Below are 16897 nucleotides of genomic sequence, written 5' to 3' on the forward strand. Positions count from 1 at the left end.
TGCTCCCATCTCAGGTGGTCGACGCGACGGCGGTGTCCGTCGCAGCCAGATCGGGCAGGTTCGCGGTGCCCGGACCATCGCCCGGACCGTCGCGCTGCGGGATGACGAGCACGGCACCGGTGCGGGGATGGCGCAGCACCTCGATCGGGTACTGGTAGACCTCGGTGAGCCGCTCCGCGGTGAGCACGTCGGTGGGTGGACCGACGGCGACCACCCGCCCGGCGGAGAGCACCGCCACCCGGTCGGCGTACGCCGCGGCCAGTCCGAGGTCGTGCAGCACCAGCAGGACGGCGTCACCACGGGCGGCGCGCTGGCGGGCCATCCCGAGGATGCGTTCCTGGTGCCCGATGTCGAGCGAGGCGGTCGGCTCGTCGAGCAACAGCGCGACGGGCTCCTGGGCCAGCACCCGGGCGAGTGCCGCCCGGGCGCGTTCCCCGCCGGAGAGCGAGGTGTAGACCCGGTCGGCGAGGCCGGCGACGTCGGTCTCGGCGAGCGCGGTGGCGATGACCTCCTCGTCCCAGTCCTCGGCCGGAGTCCCCGCCCAGGGCGCCCGGCCCATCCGGACCACCTGGGTGACCGTGAACGGAAACGACACCTCCACGCGTTGCAGCAGTACGCCACGCCGGAAGGCCAGCTCGGTGGCGGACCACGAGTGCAGCGGAGCCCCGCCCACGGCGACCGTGCCGCTCTCCGGCTGGTGGTCCCCGGCCAACACGCCGAGCAGGGTAGACTTGCCGGCGCCGTTGGGGCCCACGACCGCCAGCACCTCCCCGGCCCGGAGGGCGAGGTCGACCTCGCGCAGCACCGGCGCGCCGCCCAGCGACAGCGACACACCCCGGGCCTCGATCAGGACGGTGCCCTCGGGCGGCGACGCGGGCACCCGTGCCGGGCGCCGCCACAACGCGTCGATGATGGTCATGCCCAACCTCCGGCGCGGGAGCGGGCGCGCATCAGGAGCCAGAAGAAGAACGGGCCGCCGACCAGCGCGGTGAGCATCCCGATCGGCAGGTCGGCGTAGTCGACCGCGGTGCGGGCCACCAGATCGGCCACGGTGAGCACCAGGGCGCCGCCCACCGCGCTGCCCGGCAGCAGCGAGCGGTGGGACGGGCCGATCGCCATCCGGATCAGGTGCGGTACGACGAGCCCGACGAAGGCGATGATCCCGGCGAACGCCACACCCGCGGCCACGATCAGCGTGGTGAGCAGGATCGCGGTCAGCCGGAGGCGTTCGACGTGGACGCCGAGGTGCCGGGCGGCCCGCTCGCCCAGCGCGAGCAGGTCCAGGCGGCCGGCGAGCGTCCACGCCGCGAGCAACCCGACGAGCACCAGCGGGGCCACCACCTGCACCTGGACCCAGCGACTGCCGTTGAGGCTGCCGAGCTGCCAGAACACGATCTGCTCGCGGGCGGCGGTGTCGCCCAGGAACACGAGGTACGCGATCAGTGCGCTGGCCACCGCGTTGACGGCGATGCCCATCAACACGAGGGTGACGACCTCGGTGCGGCCACCCCGCCGAGCCAGCCCGTAGACGATGATCGTGGTGACCAGGGCGGTGACGAAGGCGACGGCGGGAATGGTCATCGGCCCGAGGAACGTCCAACCGAACACGATCACCGCGCAGGCACCGACACCGGCACCGGCGGAGACGCCGATCACCCCTGGTTCGGCCAGCGGGTTGCCGAAGATGCCCTGCATCACCGCGCCGGCCACCCCCAGCGCCGCCCCGACCAGCAGCCCCATCACCAGGCGTGGAAAGCGGATGTTCCACAGTGCCGCCTCGCCGTTGGGGTGCGTCGGCAGGTCGCCGAGCGGGATCCCGATCCGGTGCAGCACCGAGCCCAGTACCTCGTTGGCGGGGACGTGCAACTGGCCCGCTCCCGCGGAGACCAACAACATCACGCCGAGCGCGACCAGCAACGCCGCTATCACCGCCGTCGCCCGCGCGGTGCGGGCCGGGGCGAGCACGAACTCATCCGCCGGGGCGACCCGTCCCGGCCGCCGCTCGATCGACCGGGCAGCCGCCACCGTGCTCACGGGGCCGCCACATGGTAGACGGCGTCGGCGAGTGCGTCGAGGGTGGCGGGAAACTGCGGCCCGAAGCTGAGGATCTGGTAGTCGCTCATGTCGACCACGCACGAGCGCGCGCCGGCGGGAGTGTCCGCGATGCCCGGCAGCGTCAGCAGCCCGTCGATGCCACCGACCGACGTCAGCCCATGCGTCATCATCAGGTAGATGTCGGGCGCGGCCCGGACCAGCCCCTCGGCATTGAGCGGCCGCATCCCCTTCAGGCCGGCCTCGCTGGCCACGTCGACCCCACCGAGGTCCTGGATCAGGCCGTCCGCGCCCGAGCCCTCGCCGAACCAGTAGTAGACCCCGGCGTTGCCCCGGACGTAGAGGAACACCATGCGCAGCCGGTGCGCCGGGTCCGCCGGCACGAGCTCGGCGACCCGGGCCCTGGCCGCCTCGGTGTCGTCGTGCACCCGCGCGGCGAGCCGCTCACCCTGCTGCGGCACCCCGAGCGCCTCGGCGACCGCCTCGATCTGCGGACCGATCTGGTCGCGGGAGCGCCGGTCGCTCATGATGACCACGGGTATGCCGGAGTCCCGCAGCTGAAGCTGCACCTCCAACGGGCCGATGCTGTAGTCGGTCAGCACCACCGACGGCCGCAGGTCCAGGATGGCCTCGCCGTTGAGTTCGTGACCGTTGTGGGTGACCAACGGCAGGTGCTTCAACTCGGGAATGCCGGTCGACACGTCGCGCCCCACGAGCCGGTCGCCCAGCCCAAGGGCGTAGACGGTGGTGGCCAGGGTGCCGTACGTGTCGAGCGCCAGGATTCGGCTGGTGTCGGTGATCGTCACCGGCTTCCCGGTGAGGTCCGTGTAGGTCACCGGGAGCTGCGGCTGCGGATCGGTCGCGATCGGCTCGACGCTGGGCTCCGACCGGGCCGTCGCCGGGCCGCCACATCCCGGCCTCCCGTCGCCCGCCGTCGACCGGCCCGAGGTGGCCGGGGCGGCCGAACACGCCGTGACCAGTGCCAGTGACAGCAGTCCGCCGCACGCTCGCGCCGCCAGCCGTGCCGTCCTTGCCGGCCTTGACGTTTCCCCCACTCGACCCATCACCGCCGATAGCTAAGGTTGGACCACACCGTCGGGACCGCGAGCGGCCAACCGCGAGTGGAAAGTTAGGTAAGGCTTACCTGACCCAGAGGATTCCCGAGTCCCTCGGATGCGTCAAGACGCTGGTTGGTAGCTCACACCCGCCGGCATCCGCGCTGACCGAGCGGCCGACGGGACGTGACCGGACGGATGATCTCCAAGCAACCGCTGACGCGCGCGACGTGGTGCCGGCGAATGGGCAACGCGGTCGACGACACAGGTCAATCGTCGGACGTCATCGGCTCATCACTCGATCCGTCCCGGTGGCTGACCCGCATCGCGCCCCCCTACCTCGGGAGGTGGTCGTACCCCATCGCCTCACGACCGCGGCGCAGAAAGTCCCGCTCCACCGTGTTCTGGGCCAGTGCCTCAGCTCTCGCGTACGCCTGCCCGGCCTCCGCGGTGCGGTCGAGCCGACGCAGCAGGTCGGCCCGGATCGCGTGGAAGAGGTGGTAGCCGTGGAGATCGAGGTCGTCGACGAGGGCGAGTGCCCGAGCCGGCCCGGCGACCTCGCCGACCGCGACCGCCCGATTCAGCGCGACGACCGAGGTCGGCGCGAGCGCCAGCAGATGGTCGTAGAGTCGCAGGATCTGGCGCCAGTCGGTGCCGGCGGCGGTCTCCGCGTCGCTGTGCACCGCGTTGATCGCGGCCTGGATCTGGTACGGCCCCGGACGGTCGCGCCGCAGGCAGCGCCGGACGAGTTCCTGCCCTTCGGCGATGAGCTGCCGGTCCCACCGACTACGGTCCTGTTCGGAGAGTCGCACCAGCTCGCCGTGCGGGCCGGTGCGGCTGGGCCGACGGGACTCGACCAGCAGCATCAGGGCGAGCAGGCCCAGCGCCTCCGGCTCGTCGGGCATCAGGTCGGCGAGCACCCGGCCGAGCCGTACCGCCTCGGCGGCGAGGTCCGCCCGGCCGAGCTGGTCGCCCGCGCTCGCGGTGTACCCCTCGTTGAAGATCAGGTACAGCACGGCGAGGACCGCCTGCAGCCGGTCCGGCAGGTCGGCCTCGTTCGGCACCCGGTACGGGATCCGGGCGTCGCGGATCTTGCCCTTGGCGCGTACGAGGCGCTGCGCCATGGTCGGTTCGGGGACCAGGAAGGCGGCGGCGATCTGTGCGGTGCTGAGCCCGCCGAGCAGGCGCAGCGTCAGAGCGACCCGAGCGGCGGGAGCGAGCGCCGGGTGGCAGCAGGTGAAGATCAGACGCAGTCGCTCGTCCCGCACGGGGCCCTCCTCCGCTGGTTCGCTGCCGGGGTACGGCGCTGCCGGGTCGCGGGTGTGCGATCGGGCGGCGCGGGAGTGGCGTTCCGCCCGGGACGCCTCCCGACGGAGCCGGTCGATGGCCCGGTTCCGGGCGGTGGTGATGATCCAGCCGGCCGGGCTCGGCGGTGCGCCGTCGACCGGCCAGCGCCGGATCGCCGTGACGAATGCCTCCTGCACCGCGTCTTCGGCGACGTCGATGTCGCCGAAGACGCGGATCAGGACGGCGACCGCCCGACCGTATTCGGCGCGGAACACCCGCTCGACCTCGGTGACGTCCGCCGGACGGCGCGCACGATCAGGCACGGCCCGAGTCTCAGCCTTCCGCCGCCTCGGCCAGTGGCCGTACCTCGATCGGTAGCCCACCGAGGACGCGGGCGAGCTTGCTGCCCCACTCCAACGCCGCGTCGAGGTCGGGGGCCTCGATGATGGTGATGCCGCCGAGATGTTCCTTGCCCTCGGTGTACGGTCCATCGGTCATCAACACCTCGCCGCCGTCGCTTCGCAGCACGGTGGCGGTGCTCGGCGGGTGCAGTGGACGGGCGAAGACCCAGGCACCAGCGTCCTTCATCTCCTGGTTCAGCACCGCCAGGTTCTTCCTGATCGGAGCCAGCACCTCCGGATCCGGTGGGGGGCCCTCGCCATGGTAGATGCTGAGCAGGTACTGCGGCATGTCTGGCACCTCCTGGTCGGTGTCGCCGGCGCGATACCGGCGGCTCTTGTCACCCCTTATACGAACGGCCGCCGGGCAGATCGACATCCCCACGGTGAAATCTTGGCACCGCGCGGGGCAGGGCGCCACGAACCCGGCCGCGAGCGCGGATCACTCCACCAGGCGCACGCCGTACCGGCCCAGCCAGACGTTGAGCTGGAGCGCCATCTCGATCCCGGCGCGGTTGATCCAGACGGACACCTCCGGCAGTGGCTCGGCCAGCAACCGGCGGGCCTTGGTCAGGTCGAGCAGCGGACGCACCGGGGCGTCCGGATCGGCCAGCATCTGTTCGAGTTGGGCCCGCAGCGCCGCCTCGTACGCCGGGTCCTGGGTGGTGGGGTACGTCGCCTTGCGGCGTTCGGCGATCTCGACCGGCAGCAGGTCCCGTACCGCGGCGCGGAGCAGGCTCTTCTCCTGGCCGTCGTAGGTCTTCATCGCCCACGGCACGTTGAACAGGTACTCGACCAGCCGGTGGTCGCAGAACGGCACCCGCACCTCCAGTCCGGCCGCCATGCTCATCCGGTCCTTGCGGTCGAGCATCCCCTGGAGGAAGCGGGTCAGATTGAGGTAGTTGCCGACCCGCAGTCGGGCCTCGTCCTCATCCTCGCCGGTCAGGCGGGGCGCCTCGGCGACGGCGTCCCGGAACCGTTGCGCCCGGTAGCCGTCGAGGTCCAGCCGCGCCGTCAGGCCGGGATCGAGCAGTGCGCAGAGTGGATCGCCAGGGCGGAGGAATGCCAGCCAGGCGAACGTGTCGGCGGCCAGTGCCGGAGGGCTGAACATCCACGGATATCCGCCGAACACCTCGTCGGCCGACTCGCCCGACAACGCCACCGTCGAGTGCTCCTTGATGGCCCGAAACAGCAGGTAGAGCGAGCCGTTGAAGTCGCCGGAGCCGCTCGGGGTGTCGGTCGCCCTGATCGTGGCCGCGCGGATCGCCGGGTCCGCCAGGGCTGGGGTGTCCAGCACGATCTCGTGGTGCTCGGTGCCGACGTGCCGGGCCAACTGCCGGGCGTAGGGCTGGTCCGGGGTGGATACGGTCACGTTGGGCCGGAGGTTCTCGGTGTATCCGGGGTAGTCGACCGTGAAGGAGCGGATGCTGCCCAGCCCCTGCTCCCGCAGCGACCGTGCGGCCAGGGCGGTGAGCGCACTGGAGTCCAGGCCGCCGGACAACTGGGCGCAGATCGGCACGTCGGCGACGAGTTGCCGGGTGACGATGTCACCGAGCAGGTCCCGCACCGTGCTGATGGTCTTCGCAAGGTCGTCGGTGTGCTCCCGAGCCTCAAGGGCCCAGTACCGGCGCCGGCTCATGCCGCCACGATGAACGCGCACCAGGTGGCCCGGCCGGACCTCGTACATGCCGCGGAAGATCGTGACTTCCGGCGTCTTGACCTGGGCCATGCTCTCCCGCAGGCCGTCGAGGTCGACGACGGGCTCGACGAGGGGGTTGGCCAGGATCGCCTTGGGCTCCGAGCCGAACAGTACGCCGTCGGGCAGCGGGTAGTAGTACAGCGGCTTGATGCCCAGCCGGTCGCGGACCAGCAGCAGCTCCTGCCGGTGTCCGTCCCAGATCGCGAACGCGTACATGCCGTTCAGGTGGTCGACGAGGCCGTCGCCCCATGCGAGGTAGGCCCGGAGGACGACCTCGGTGTCGCTCCGGGTGCGAAACCGGTGACCGAGGCCGCGCAGTTCGGCGCGAAGCTCCTGATAGTTGTAGATCTCGCCGCTGTAGGTCAGCACCGTGGACCGGCCGCCGGCTTCGGCCGCCATCGGCTGCCGGCCGCCCTCGATGTCGATCACGGCAAGGCGGCGATGGCCGAGCGCCACGTGCCGGTCGAGCCACACGCCCTCGGCATCCGGGCCGCGGCACGCCATGGTGTCGGTCATGGCCTGTACCGCCTTGGCCGCACAGGTCAGATCCCGGCCGAAATCCAGCCAGCCAGTGATGCCGCACATGGCCGATTGCCCCTTCTTCGGCCACCCGCCGGTTCTGCGGTGGCGGCGGCGACGCCGACGGGTGCCGCCGACGACGTTGGTCCTGCACATCCTCGCTGCGGGCGCGAGCAGGGTCATCTTGCTGTGTGCGATCAGATGTACTCGGTGCGTCGTCGTCGGCGTCGGATTCCGCACGCGGAAAGGTGCCTCGCGAGCGGTGAGCCGGCATGCTGGCGGCGGGTCTGCGGCGAACGCGGCGACGACAGCGGAGGCAGCGCCTCGCGGCCACCGTGGCGCGGGCGGGGAGGAGGGTCGTGACCGTAGCGTTGGAGGTCAGGGATCTCGTCAAGCGGTACCCGAAGGCCCGCGTCAACGCGGTCGACGGAATATCGTTCACCGCGGACGCCGGGGAGATCTTCGGGCTGCTCGGCCCGAACGGTGCTGGCAAGTCCACCACGATCGGCGTGTTGACGACCCGGGCCAGGGCGACCAGTGGACACGTGGTGGTCGGCGGGGTGGATGCATGCCGTGACCCGGTCGGCGCCCGGCGGGTCCTCGCGACGGTGCCACAGCACACCAATGTGGATCGCAGCCTCACCCCGCGGCGAAACCTGCTCTTTCACGCGGCCTACCACGGCGTGCCGTCCCGGGTACGCAAGGCTCGGGCCGCCGAGTTGCTCGACGCCTTCGGGTTGGCGGAGCGGGCCAACGCGCGGATCGAGACCCTGTCCGGTGGCATGGTACGGCGACTCATGATCGCCCGGGCGCTGATGCATCAGCCACGGGTGCTGTTCCTGGACGAGCCCACCACCGGACTGGATCCACAGTCCCGGCTCTTCCTGTGGGATCGCGTACGCGAGTTGCGCCAGCACGGGGTCACCGTCGTGCTGACCACCCATGCCATGGAGGAGGCCGCTGACCTCGCCGACCGAGTGGGCATCATGGATCGGGGCCGGCTACTCGCGCTGGACACCCCGGCCGGGCTGACCCGCAGCCTGGCCGAGCGAGCGGTGCTGGACCTGTCGGTCGTCCTGAACGGCACGGGCGACGCCCCGGCGGTCCTGGCCGCGTTGACCACGGTCGCCGGAGTCGCCCGCGGCGAGTGGGTGGCATCCGAACCGGCGCCCTCCGCGACGGTCTCGGCCAACGGGACGCGGCGGCTTCGGCTGCATCTGGACACCGAGCCGGCCGCGGCGCTGGCACCGCTGGTCGCCGTGCTCGACCGGCGCCACGTGCGGCTGTCCGAGGTGCACGTCGGGCAGGCCAGCCTGGAGGACGTCTTCATCGAACTCACCGGAAGAGGGCTGCGGTGACCACGACCGGCCGCACCGTGCGGCCCTCGGTCAGCCGGACGTTCGTCAGCATCCTCGGGCGCGACCTCTACGTCACCGGTCGTGGGTTGGGCGTCTTCTTTGCCCAGAACGCCATCCAGCCGCTGCTCATGCTCTTCATCTTCGGCGAGGTGCTGGGGCGGATCGGGTATGTGTCGGCCGACTACGGCCGCGTGCTGTTGCCGGGCATCCTGGCGATCACCACCTTCCTCACCGCCCTACAGTCCGTCGCGTTCCCGCTCTCCCTCGACCTCGGTGCGACCAAGGAGATCGAGGACCGCCTCCTCGCGCCACTGCCCACCTATCTGGTGGCGGTGGAGAAGATGCTGGTCGGGACGATCAAGGGCATAGGTACGACGATCATCACGGTGCCGATCGGCATGCTGATGCTCACCTCGGCACCGTGGCGGACCGCCGGGATCCCCATGCTCGTGGTGTTCCTGGTGGTCGGCGGTTGGGTGGGCAGTGCGATCGGCCTGACGATGGGCACGGTCATGATGCCGAGCCAGATCAACATCGTGTTCGCGCTGGTGCTGACCCCGCTGATGTTCACCGGCGCGATCCAGTACCCGTGGCAGTCGTTGTCGGCCATGCCGTGGTTCCAGTTGGTGACGGGGATCAACCCGTTGACGTACCTCGCCGAGGGGGCACGGTCCGCGGTGGTGCCGGACATCCCGCACATCGCCCCCTGGATCTGCATCGCCGCCCTCCTCGCTGCGGGAACGCTGTTCAGCACGATCGGGATCAAGGGCTTTCTGCGTCGCGCGATCGACTGATGGATCACACGTGCGAGCGCAGCCGGGGACTCAGGGACACGACAGAGAGTGGGGATCGGCATGTCGGGAAATGCGAACGTGAACACGGCCATGTTCCATCACCAGGGGCACGAGGAGCGCCTGCCCTCCGTGCGCGACATCAAGGACCTGCTGGCGCTGCAGGCGTTGGCGCCGCTGTCGTCGAGCTATCTGCCGTGGACGGTGAGCTCGATGCGCCCCAGTGGGGTGCGGATCATTCTGAACGAGATCGTCGTACATCAGCGCCGGCGCGTCGTCGAGCTCGGCAGCGGTGTCTCGACCTTCTACGTCGGCCGGCTTCTCGCCCAGCGGGGTGGCAGTCTCTGCACCGTCGAGCACGACGAGCGCTGGGCCGACCAGTTGGAGCGGGATCTGGCGCGCGAGGGCCTGGACAAGGTGGTCACCGTCGTGCGGGCGCCGCTGGGCCCCGACCACCCGGCCTGGCCGGACGAAGAGCCCGGCTGGTACGAGCGGGGCCCGCTGCTGGCCGGCATCGGCACGGAGCCCATCGACCTGCTCATCGTCGATGGTCCGCCGGCCTACCAGAAGGGCCGGTACCACGCCCGGTATCCGGCGATTCCCGTGCTGGACCCGATGCTCGCCGGCGACTACGCGGTGATTCTCGACGACATCGACCGGCGCGGCGAGTTGGACATCATGGACCGCTGGGAGGACGAACTCGGGATCACCTTCGACCGTCGTTTCACCGATGGTCGAGTCGGAATCGGTCGGTCGCGGCCGTCGTTCTCGATCTGAGTCGGGCGCCGGACCGGTCATCGCGGCACCGGGGCCGGGACGAGGCAAGCTCTCGTCCCGGCCCCGATTGTGGTTCGGCTGCGTTGGCCCTCGGTGCTACGACACCGACGCGTGGCGCCCGGTGGCGGCCATCTCTTCGAGTTGCGAGACCACCTGTGCCGGCAGGGGCATCGCCTGGATCTCCTCTCGGAGCCGCTCCGCCGCGGCGCGCGGCCCCGCGTCGAACGCGACGGCGGCCACCGCCGCCCGTACCTCGGCCGGGTCGAGCGGGTCGGCCCGTACGCTGATCCCGGCGCCGGTGGCCGCCAGCAGCCGGGCGTTGGTCGGCTGATCCGCCATGACCGGGACGGTCACCTGCGGTACGCCGTAGCCGGCCGCGGCCAGCAACGCCCCGGCCCCGCCCTGGCTGACCAGCGCGGCGCAGGAGGGCAGCACCAGATCCAGCGGGAGGTGCTCGACGAGTCGGGCATTCGGCGGCGGGCTGCCCAGCCGGCGCCGATCCAGTCCGGAGAACATCAGGTTGGGCCCCGACATGGCAAGAACCAGCTCGATGTCCAGGTCCTGCACACCGGCGAGGATCTCGGGCACCAGGAAGCTACGGTCCCCCATCACGAGAGTGGTGTTCGTGCCCCAGGTGAGACAGACACGTGGCTTCGTCGGCGGCGTGGCCAGCCAGGCCGGCTCCGGCGCCGAGCCGCAGTACGGGACGGGTCGCATCGACACCCGGTTCACCAGGCCGGGGACCTGCAGGCTCGGCGGTGCCAGATCCAGGGTGCCGATGGCGAGGTCGACGCCGGTCGGGACACCGTAGGACTCGTACAGTTCGGTCAGCGACGCCGGCCAGTTCGTCTGCCGCTGTCCGGCCACGTACCCGCCGAAACCGAAGCCGAACCTGGGCCAGTCCGGGCCGAACAGCAGCCGGACGAACGGCACCCCGAGTGCCTCGGCGACCAGCGGGCCTCCGTACGCCAGCGGGTCGGTGACCACCAGGTCCGGTCGCCACGACCGGCCGAAGGCGATGGCGTCCGCCGCGCAGTTGCGCGCGGTCGTGATCAAAGGATCGACGATGTTGGGGGTCTCCGGCCAGCTCGGCGGCAGGCTACGCAGGTGTTCGGCCAGGTCATCCTGGAAGTCGGTGGCCCCACCCACCGGCACCGCCGCCAGCCCCGCCCGCACGATGGTGTCGACCACCCGTGGCTGGGCGGCGAACCGGACCTCGTGACCGGCGGCCCGGCACGCCCACGCGAGCGGCACCATACTGAACACGTGCGAATGTATCGTCATCGGTAGGAAAAGTACGCGCATGCCTGGTCCCCCTTCCGGGTCCTTGGCGGCCGGTCACGGCCAGCGGCGGGCTCAGTTGGCCAGGGCGCTGATCCGGTGCAGCCAGCCCGGGTGCGCGATGAGCTCGGTCGGCGCGTCGGCCCGGCTGGCCAACCCGGTGGTCCCGGTCGCGCAGCCCGACATCGCCGAGGTCATGAACTGCGCTCGGGCCAGATCGATGGGGTTCGCGGGCATCATCGTCGACATTCCGGGATAGAAGTTGAGATTCTCGGTGAGGGTGAACTGCGCCGTCGTGCCGTCCGGGGTGAGCCGCACGAACGTGTTGTGCCCGATCACGAAACCGTCGTGCCCCCAGGCGGGCCCGCACTGCCCGCGAATCCAGTGCAGACCGAGACCGTAGCCGGCGGAGTCGGGGAACAACGGCGACATCGGAACCGTCGTCATCATCTCCGCCAGCAGGGTCGGGGCCAGGATCTGGCCGCTGAGCAGCGCCCGGTAGAACCGGTTCAGGTCACTCGCGGTGGAGACCAGGTCACAGTTCGCCCACGCCCACGACATGTCGTAGGTGGTGAAGGGGCGCAGTCGGTCGTCGGACCACGGCACGTACGCCGTCAGATGCGGCCCCGGAAGCCGCCGTTGCCGCCGGGGCAGGAAACTCTGCCGCAACCCCAGTGGGCCCAGCACCTGCCGGGTCAGCACGTCCTCGTAGCTGGACCAGGTGACCCGTTCGAGCAGCAGACCCAGCAGCACGTAGCCCGTGTTGGAATACGACCAGATCGTTCCGGGGGCCGCCACCGACGGCAGGGCCAGACCGATGCGGGCCAGCTCGCGGGGTGGGTACCAGCGTCCGGCCGTGTCCGCGATGCTCGCGAGGCTGCCGAAGAGCACACCGCGCGGAACGGTCTCACCCTCCTCGGCCAGGGAGAGCCGGGTGAACTCGGCCAGACCGCTGGTGTGGTTCAGCAACATCCGGACGGTGATCTGCCGTCCTCGCTCGCCCGGTATCACGTCCGGGAGATACCAACCGATCGGCTTGTCGAGGTCGATCCGGCGCTGGGCCACGAGCTGGAGCACGGCCACCGCGACGAAGGTCTTGGTCGCACCGCCGATCCGGTGGTAGCCACCCTGATGGGCGGGCCGCCCGGTGGTGACGTCGGCGACACCGGCGGCCACCCGGAGCGTCTTGCCCGCCTCCCGGACCTCCGCGTACGTGCCCGGCATGCCGCTGGCGACCTCGGTCGCCAGCAGGGTCGTCAGTTCCCTGGTGCGGCTGTCCGTCCGGGGGCGGGTCAGTCCGACGCCGGCGGCCGGCGCCGACGAGAGGCCGAGGGCGCCGGTGCCGGCCAACGCCAGGCTGGACAGGCCGGTGAGCACCGTTCGTCGATGCATGACTATCTCCTAACTAGAGGGATTGGCAGGTCAGTCGTGGGCGGAGACGAATCGACCGGAGGCTCACGGGCGCGCAGCGTGGGCCGCGTGCGGAAGTGCGGCGGTGAGCCAGTCCGGCCACCGCCCCTCGTCGAGGAGGTCCAGGGCCACGGCCTTGGTGACCGGACTGGCGAAGTGGATGTGCGCGGCCTCGCTCGGCACCCGTAGTCGTTCCACCAGGCGGGTGCGTTCCTGCTGGTACGCCTCGGACTCCCGGCCGTGCGCCTGGAACTGCTCCACACTCCGCCTGATCTCGAGGAAGTTCAGGCTGGGCGCCGGCGGCGAGTAGCACTCGAACAGCTGCCCATCGTGGTCGAGCCCGATCGTCCCGGTTTCGAGTAGCTGGACCAGGACCCAGCGGTACTGGTCGCTCCACTGGAACAAGCGGTCGGTGTCGTATCCGTGTGCGCGCAGCCGGCGTAGCGTCTCGAATCGGTCGCTCGGCGCCTCGGGATAGCGGTCGAGAAGCTCGTGGAGGACGCCGGCGGGACCGATGTAACCGCCGCTGTTCAGGTAGGGATAGCGGCCGGCGGGCGGGGTGTCGTGTAGTGCGAGCCCGGCGACTCCGAGTGGCCAACAGTTCATTTCGGCACTGAAGATCACTGGTTGGGGAAAGCGCCCGTACGCCTCGACGAGATGGTTCTCTCCCTTGATGAACAGGGCATCGTATCCATCGGTAAACAGGATCAGTTCGTCGCGGTCGGGCAGTTGTGCGAGATATTCCACGAGCGTCTCGCGTTTGTCGGCGAGGCGGAATGGTGACTTGTTCGACCGGAGAATGATGAGGTCAAGCTCCAGTGCCCGGCAGGACTGGACCAGAATCTGTTGCAGGAACCGATTGTCCAGATCTGTGGCGATGGTGACAACCTTCACCGCAAACGCCTCCCCTTGTCTGGGCATGATCATGGGTACGGGAATCTTGCCACAGGAAACCGAGGCCGGGATAGGCCCGGAATTCTTCGAAATTGCGGAGATCGTTGCCAGGTCGACGGACCACCATCCGACGGTGAAACCGGGCAATTGCGAAGGTGACCGGCTCCGGCCGGCGCCGCCAGACTGGGGACCGTCCGCCGGATCAGTCGACCGTGGTGCAGCGAGACTCAGTACGAGCCGGACAGGAGGCAATCGGATGAACTCGGCCAGCACCGAACCGCCCGACTTCCCGATGCAGCGGACCTGTCCGTTCGACCCGCCGACGGAGTACGCGCAGTTGCGGCGGCAGCGGTCCATCATCCAGGTGCGGGTGCCGAACGGTCAGTTGGCCTGGCTCGTCACCCGTCACCGGGACGTGCGTGAGTTGTTGACGGATCCGCGGATCAGCTCCGACCGGACCCACCCGAACTTCCCGTTGACCGAGGAGGTCACGCCGCAGAGCCGGCGCAACATCGCCGCCGCGGGCCGGTCCCTGATCGGCCTGGACCATCCCGAGCATGGCCCGCGCCGCCGGATGCTGATCACCGAGTTCACCGTGCGCCGCATCAACGACCTGCGACCGCACATCCAGCAGATCGTCGACGCCTGCGTCGACGACCTGCTGTCCCGACCCCGGCCGGTCGACCTCGTGCCGGTGCTGGCCGAGCCGCTTCCGGCACGGACCCTCACCGAGTTGCTCGGCATGCCGTACGACGATCGGGACCTGATCGAGCGCGCCGCCACCGCGATGCTCCGACGTAGCGTCTCCCCGCAGGAACGGCAGCGCACCGGGGCCGAGATGCGTGCCTACATCGACAGGCTGGTCACGGCCAAGGAGGCCGAGCCCACCGAGGATCTGCTCGGCCGTTTGGTCGTCACCAACCGCAGGACCGGTCTCTACGATCACGACCAGATGGTCGGCCTGGTCCAGGTGCTGATGGTCGCCGGCTTCGAGAGCACGGTCAGCATGATCGCGCTGGGTGTGGCGGGTCTGCTGACCGGCCCCCGGCCGGTCTCCGACGTGGTCGCCACGCCCGAGGCCACCACGGCCGCGGTGGAGGAGATGCTGCGGTACTTCAGCGTCGCCGACGCGCTGCCGCGCATCGCCCGGGAGGACATCGAGATCGGCGGCGTCACGATCCGCCGGGGTGACGGAGTCCTGCTCTCCTTCGCCTCCGCGAACTGGGACGACGAGGTCTTTCCGGCCGCCTCGACCTTGGACCTGCGCCGAGGTGCCCGCCACCACCTGGCCTTCGGCTACGGCATCCACCAGTGCATCGGGCAGAACCTGGCCCGCGCCGAGCTGGAGATCGTGTTCCGGACCCTGTTCACCCGGGTTCCCGGGCTCCGGCTGGCGGTGCCGCTAGCGCAGTTGCCGTTCAAGAGGGACTCCAACCTCTACGGGGTGGACGCCCTTCCGGTCACCTGGTGACGGAGGTACCGATGCGACTGATCGTGGACCGGCAGCGGTGCCTGGGAGCCGCCCAGTGTGTGCTCTCGGCGCCGGACCTGTTCGACCAGAGCGCGCTGGACGGCCAGGTGGTGGTCCGGCGCGAGCCCGCCGCCGACGAACTGCTCGACGTGGTACGGGTCGTGGTGCGGCTGTGTCCGTCCGGCGCGCTGCGCCTGACCGACGAGGCGTGACGGGAACGGGCGGACACACCGCCGTCAGGCGAGTCGCGCCCGGAGGTTCTTCTTGTCGATCTTGCCGACGGCGGTGGTGGGTAGCGAGTCGACGAGCACGATTCGCTCGGGCAGTTTGAAGGGGGCGACCCCGGCCTCGCGCATCACCTGGCGGACGTCGTCGAGGGCCACCTCGGCGCCGGAGTGTGGCACCACGTAGAGGCAGACCCGCTCGCCCAGTTCCGGGTCCGGCATGGCCACCGCGGCTGCCAGACTGACCGTCGCGAGCTGGTAGGCGTAGCCCTCCACCTCCTCCGCGGAGATCTTCTCGCCGCCCCGGTTGATCAGATCCTTGGTCCGCCCCTCGATGACCAGGTTGCCGTCCGGTCGGATCCGCACCACGTCGCCCGTGCGGTACCAGCCGTCCGGAGTGAACGCCTGAGCATTGCGCTGCGGGTCACGGTAATAGCCCCGGGGCGTGTACGGGCCACGGGTGAGCAGCTCTCCGGGCCGCCCGGCCGGCACGGGGACGCCGTCCTCGTCCACGACGAGGAGTTCGTCGCCAGGGGAGATCGGCCGGCCCTGGGTGTGGCAGCGCACCTCCGCAGGATCGTCCAGCCGGGTGAGGCACAGCAGACCCTCGGCCATCCCGTAGACCTGCTGCAACGTGCACCCCAGGGCAGGCGCGATCCTGGCGGCCACCTCGTCGGGTAGCCGGGAGCCGGCGACCTGCACCAGGCGCAGCGTTCGGAGATCCGCGGACTGGTCGGCGGCGCGGTGTTCTAGCCAGCGTTGCACCACCGCCGGCACGAGCGAGGTCATGGTGATCCGCTCCTGCTCGATCAGGGCGAAGGCGCGGCTCGGTTCCGGTGACTCGGCCAGGACCACCCGACCGCCGGACATCAGCGTGCCGAGCACCCCGGGCCCGGACATCGGGTAACCGTGGCCGAGGGGCAGCACCGCGAGGTAGGTGGTCTCCGGTCCGAGCCCGCAGAGCCGGGCGGCCCGCCGGGCCATGTAGGCAAAGTCGTCGTGAGTACGAGGAATGAGCTTGGGCAGTCCGGTCGTCCCGCCGGAGAGGAGGAACAGGGCCACGGCTGAGGAGTCCGGGGCACCGGCGTCGAGTTCGGCCCGGGCCTGCGTCGCCTGCCCGGCCGGTGTGACCAGCTCCCGCAGGTCGACGCTGTCTCGGCGGACCGGATCGATCACCAGGACGTGGCTGAGCGTGGTGGCGGTCCCGGCGATGTCATGCGCCATCGCCTCGTGGTCGAAGCCCTTGACCGTACGCGCCACCGCGACCGCTCTCGCCTGCGCGATCTCGACCAGGGTCGAGATCTCCTGCTGGCGGTACGCCGACAGGGCCATCACCGGTAGCAGGCCCAGTCGCGCGCAGGCCAAGGTCAGGACGATGAACTCCCAGCAGTTCGGGAGCTGGAGCACGATCCGATCGTCCGGGCGAAGCCCCAGGTCGCGCAGCCGCAGCGCGGCTCCGTCCACCCGGGCCATCAGCTCGCGGTAGGACAGCCGCAGCTCGCCGTCGACCAGGCACACCGCGTCCGGCGTGGCATCCGCCGCCGCCTGCAGGTAACTGACCAGCGGCCTGCCCTCCCAGTACCCGTCGCGGCGGTACCCGGCCGCCAGGTCGGCGGGCCAGGGCACCGTACCCGCCACGCTTGGCTGCGCGAGGTGCATCGCCACGTCGTCCTCCTAGCCG

15 protein-coding genes are annotated in these 16897 nt (G+C 70.4%); 5 read left to right on the forward strand and 10 right to left on the reverse strand.

Annotated features, from left to right (window positions below; translation table 11 throughout):
• Nucleotides 1-10: 10 nt before the first annotated feature.
• From O7615_RS02535 to asnB, 6 genes are all read right to left on the reverse strand, one after another.
• Nucleotides 11-919 carry a heme ABC transporter ATP-binding protein gene (locus tag O7615_RS02535; RefSeq protein ID WP_278175551.1) on the reverse strand — a complete coding sequence of 303 codons (909 nt, stop codon included), beginning with the start codon at nucleotides 917-919 and terminating at the stop codon, nucleotides 11-13.
• Nucleotides 916-2034 (reverse strand): iron ABC transporter permease, encoded by a 1119-nt coding sequence (locus O7615_RS02540; RefSeq protein WP_278175552.1) that lies wholly within the window; start codon nucleotides 2032-2034, stop codon nucleotides 916-918. Before O7615_RS02540 ends, O7615_RS02535 begins: the two co-directional genes overlap by 4 nt.
• Entirely contained in the window at nucleotides 2031-2888 is an 858-nt protein-coding gene (locus O7615_RS02545; RefSeq protein ID WP_278175553.1) for an ABC transporter substrate-binding protein, read from the reverse strand. The genes O7615_RS02540 and O7615_RS02545 overlap by 4 nt, the downstream gene beginning before the upstream one ends.
• Before the next feature lie 554 nt (nucleotides 2889-3442).
• Nucleotides 3443-4717 carry an RNA polymerase sigma factor gene (locus tag O7615_RS02550; RefSeq protein ID WP_278175554.1) on the reverse strand — a complete coding sequence of 425 codons (1275 nt, stop codon included), beginning with the start codon at nucleotides 4715-4717 and terminating at the stop codon, nucleotides 3443-3445.
• A 10-nt stretch (nucleotides 4718-4727) separates the two neighbouring features.
• Complete coding sequence (locus O7615_RS02555) at nucleotides 4728-5171, reverse strand: YciI family protein (protein ID WP_278181954.1); 444 nt, start codon at nucleotides 5169-5171, stop codon at nucleotides 4728-4730.
• 63 nt (nucleotides 5172-5234) lie between these two features.
• The gene (asnB, locus tag O7615_RS02560; protein ID WP_278175555.1) at nucleotides 5235-7076 is read right to left on the reverse strand and encodes an asparagine synthase (glutamine-hydrolyzing); all 1842 of its coding nucleotides are present in this window, start codon (nucleotides 7074-7076) and stop codon (nucleotides 5235-5237) included.
• A 293-nt stretch (nucleotides 7077-7369) separates the two neighbouring features.
• Here asnB and O7615_RS02565 point away from each other — a divergent pair, with 293 nt between their 5' ends.
• The 3 genes from O7615_RS02565 to O7615_RS02575 all read left to right on the forward strand — a co-directional run bounded on the left by O7615_RS02565 (nucleotide 7370) and on the right by O7615_RS02575 (nucleotide 9936).
• Nucleotides 7370-8368, forward strand: coding sequence for an ABC transporter ATP-binding protein (locus O7615_RS02565; protein WP_278175556.1), 999 nt, complete (start codon nucleotides 7370-7372; stop codon nucleotides 8366-8368).
• Nucleotides 8365-9162 (forward strand): ABC transporter permease, encoded by a 798-nt coding sequence (locus tag O7615_RS02570; RefSeq protein WP_278175557.1) that lies wholly within the window; start codon nucleotides 8365-8367, stop codon nucleotides 9160-9162. Before O7615_RS02565 ends, O7615_RS02570 begins: the two co-directional genes overlap by 4 nt.
• Nucleotides 9163-9252: 90 nt before the next feature.
• Nucleotides 9253-9936 carry a class I SAM-dependent methyltransferase gene (locus tag O7615_RS02575; protein ID WP_278175559.1) on the forward strand — a complete coding sequence of 228 codons (684 nt, stop codon included), beginning with the start codon at nucleotides 9253-9255 and terminating at the stop codon, nucleotides 9934-9936.
• Between the two features lie 96 nt (nucleotides 9937-10032).
• Here O7615_RS02575 and O7615_RS02580 read toward each other — a convergent pair whose 3' ends face one another.
• The 3 genes from O7615_RS02580 to O7615_RS02590 form a co-directional block, all read right to left on the reverse strand.
• The gene (locus tag O7615_RS02580; protein WP_278175560.1) at nucleotides 10033-11220 is read right to left on the reverse strand and encodes a nucleotide disphospho-sugar-binding domain-containing protein; all 1188 of its coding nucleotides are present in this window, start codon (nucleotides 11218-11220) and stop codon (nucleotides 10033-10035) included.
• Nucleotides 11221-11292: 72 nt separating this feature from the next.
• The gene (locus O7615_RS02585) at nucleotides 11293-12609 is read right to left on the reverse strand and encodes a serine hydrolase domain-containing protein (RefSeq protein WP_278175561.1); all 1317 of its coding nucleotides are present in this window, start codon (nucleotides 12607-12609) and stop codon (nucleotides 11293-11295) included.
• A 63-nt stretch (nucleotides 12610-12672) separates the two neighbouring features.
• Complete coding sequence (locus O7615_RS02590) at nucleotides 12673-13554, reverse strand: glycosyltransferase domain-containing protein (RefSeq protein WP_278175563.1); 882 nt, start codon at nucleotides 13552-13554, stop codon at nucleotides 12673-12675.
• A 223-nt stretch (nucleotides 13555-13777) separates the two neighbouring features.
• On the opposite strand from O7615_RS02590, the gene O7615_RS02595 reads away from it, so the two are divergent.
• Both O7615_RS02595 and O7615_RS02600 read left to right on the forward strand, forming a co-directional pair.
• Nucleotides 13778-14992 (forward strand): cytochrome P450, encoded by a 1215-nt coding sequence (locus O7615_RS02595; RefSeq protein ID WP_278175564.1) that lies wholly within the window; start codon nucleotides 13778-13780, stop codon nucleotides 14990-14992.
• 11 nt (nucleotides 14993-15003) lie between these two features.
• Nucleotides 15004-15204, forward strand: coding sequence for a ferredoxin (locus O7615_RS02600; RefSeq protein ID WP_278175565.1), 201 nt, complete (start codon nucleotides 15004-15006; stop codon nucleotides 15202-15204).
• Between the two features lie 24 nt (nucleotides 15205-15228).
• Here the strand turns inward: O7615_RS02600 and O7615_RS02605 are convergent, their stop codons facing one another.
• Nucleotides 15229-16875 (reverse strand): AMP-binding protein, encoded by a 1647-nt coding sequence (locus O7615_RS02605; protein WP_278181955.1) that lies wholly within the window; start codon nucleotides 16873-16875, stop codon nucleotides 15229-15231.
• Nucleotides 16876-16897 lie beyond the last annotated feature (22 nt).

Source organism: Micromonospora sp. WMMD1082 (genome assembly GCF_029626175.1).
Classification (GTDB): Bacteria; Actinomycetota; Actinomycetes; order Mycobacteriales; family Micromonosporaceae; genus Micromonospora.

What these genes read in the sequence shown, in the direction of transcription:
- asnB (WP_278175555.1), bottom strand. Translation starts at nt 7,076, where the DNA reads ATGTGCGGCATCACTGGCTGGCTGGATTTCGGCCGGGATCTGACCTGT.
- O7615_RS02585 (WP_278175561.1), bottom strand. Translation starts at nt 12,609, where the DNA reads ATGCATCGACGAACGGTGCTCACCGGCCTGTCCAGCCTGGCGTTGGCC.
- O7615_RS02555 (WP_278181954.1), bottom strand. Translation starts at nt 5,171, where the DNA reads ATGTCGATCTGCCCGGCGGCCGTTCGTATAAGGGGTGACAAGAGCCGC.
- O7615_RS02590 (WP_278175563.1), bottom strand. Translation starts at nt 13,554, where the DNA reads ATGATCATGCCCAGACAAGGGGAGGCGTTTGCGGTGAAGGTTGTCACC.
- O7615_RS02595 (WP_278175564.1), top strand. Translation starts at nt 13,778, where the DNA reads ATGAACTCGGCCAGCACCGAACCGCCCGACTTCCCGATGCAGCGGACC.
- O7615_RS02575 (WP_278175559.1), top strand. Translation starts at nt 9,253, where the DNA reads ATGTTCCATCACCAGGGGCACGAGGAGCGCCTGCCCTCCGTGCGCGAC.
- O7615_RS02605 (WP_278181955.1), bottom strand. Translation starts at nt 16,875, where the DNA reads ATGCACCTCGCGCAGCCAAGCGTGGCGGGTACGGTGCCCTGGCCCGCC.
- O7615_RS02600 (WP_278175565.1), top strand. Translation starts at nt 15,004, where the DNA reads ATGCGACTGATCGTGGACCGGCAGCGGTGCCTGGGAGCCGCCCAGTGT.
- O7615_RS02580 (WP_278175560.1), bottom strand. Translation starts at nt 11,220, where the DNA reads ATGACGATACATTCGCACGTGTTCAGTATGGTGCCGCTCGCGTGGGCG.
- O7615_RS02535 (WP_278175551.1), bottom strand. Translation starts at nt 919, where the DNA reads ATGACCATCATCGACGCGTTGTGGCGGCGCCCGGCACGGGTGCCCGCG.